This is a genomic window from Actinomycetospora sp., assembly GCF_055612215.1.
On sequence record NZ_JBVPVA010000644.1, the window covers coordinates 1 to 1,015 of the forward strand.

Sequence of the window (1,015 nt, forward strand, 5' to 3'; positions counted from 1 at the left end):
GAGCTCGAGCGCCAGGGGATCGTCGGGGTCGCGGGCGTCGACACCCGGGCGGTGACGCGGCGGCTGCGCGAGTCCGGGTCGATGCGCGCCGGGCTGTTCTCCGGTGACGGCCTGGGCACCGAGGCCGAGATGCTCGACGCGGTGCGGGGCAGCCCGGAGATGGCGGGCGCCGACCTCGCGGGCGCGGTGACGACGCGCGAGCCGTACACCGTCGCCGCGGAGGGGGAGCGCCGCTTCTCGGTCGCCGCCCTCGACCTCGGGATCAAGGCCAACACCCCGCGCCTGCTCGCCGCCCGCGGTATCGAGACCCGGGTCCTGCCCAGCACCGCGACCATCGAGGAGCTGCTCGACGGCTCGCCCGACGGGGTATTCCTCTCCAACGGCCCGGGCGACCCGGCCACCGCCGACCACGCCGTCGCCCTCACCGCCGAGGTGCTGCGCCGCGAGGTGCCGCTGTTCGGCATCTGCTTCGGCAACCAGATCCTCGGACGCGCCCTCGGGCTCGGCACCTTCAAGCTCCCCTACGGGCACCGTGGCCTCAACGTGCCCGTCGTCGACCACACCACCGGGACCGTCGCCATCACGAGCCAGAACCACGGGTTCGCGGTGGCCGGCACGCCGGGGGAGCACGTCGACTCCCCGCACGGGGACGTCCACCTGTCGCACGGGTGCCCCAACGACGGGGTCGTCGAGGGGCTCACGTGCAGCGCCGTGCCAGCCTTCTCCGTGCAGTACCACCCGGAGGCGGCGGCCGGACCCCACGACGCCGCCGACCTGTTCGACCGCTTCGCCGTCCTGATGGGAGGGCGCTGACCACATGCCGCGCCGCGACGACATCCACCACGTCCTGGTCATCGGCTCGGGCCCGATCGTGATCGGGCAGGCCAGCGAGTTCGACTACTCGGGCACCCAGGCCTGCCGCGTGCTGCGCGAGGAGGGCCTGCGCGTCTCGCTGGTCAACTCCAACCCGGCGACGATCATGACCGACCCGGAGTTCGCCGACGCCACCTACGTC

General features: G+C 73.6%; 2 protein-coding genes. Both read left to right on the forward strand.

Features of this window, described 5'->3' with window-relative positions; all coding sequences use genetic code 11:
• Window positions 1-813 (forward strand): carbamoyl phosphate synthase small subunit (locus AC0CYZ_RS17680; protein WP_472217665.1); only part of this gene is annotated, 813 nt, incomplete at its 5' end.
• 4 nt (window positions 814-817) lie between these two features.
• Window positions 818-1,015 (forward strand): carbamoyl phosphate synthase preATP-grasp domain-containing protein (locus AC0CYZ_RS17685; RefSeq protein WP_472217667.1); only part of this gene is annotated, 198 nt, incomplete at its 3' end.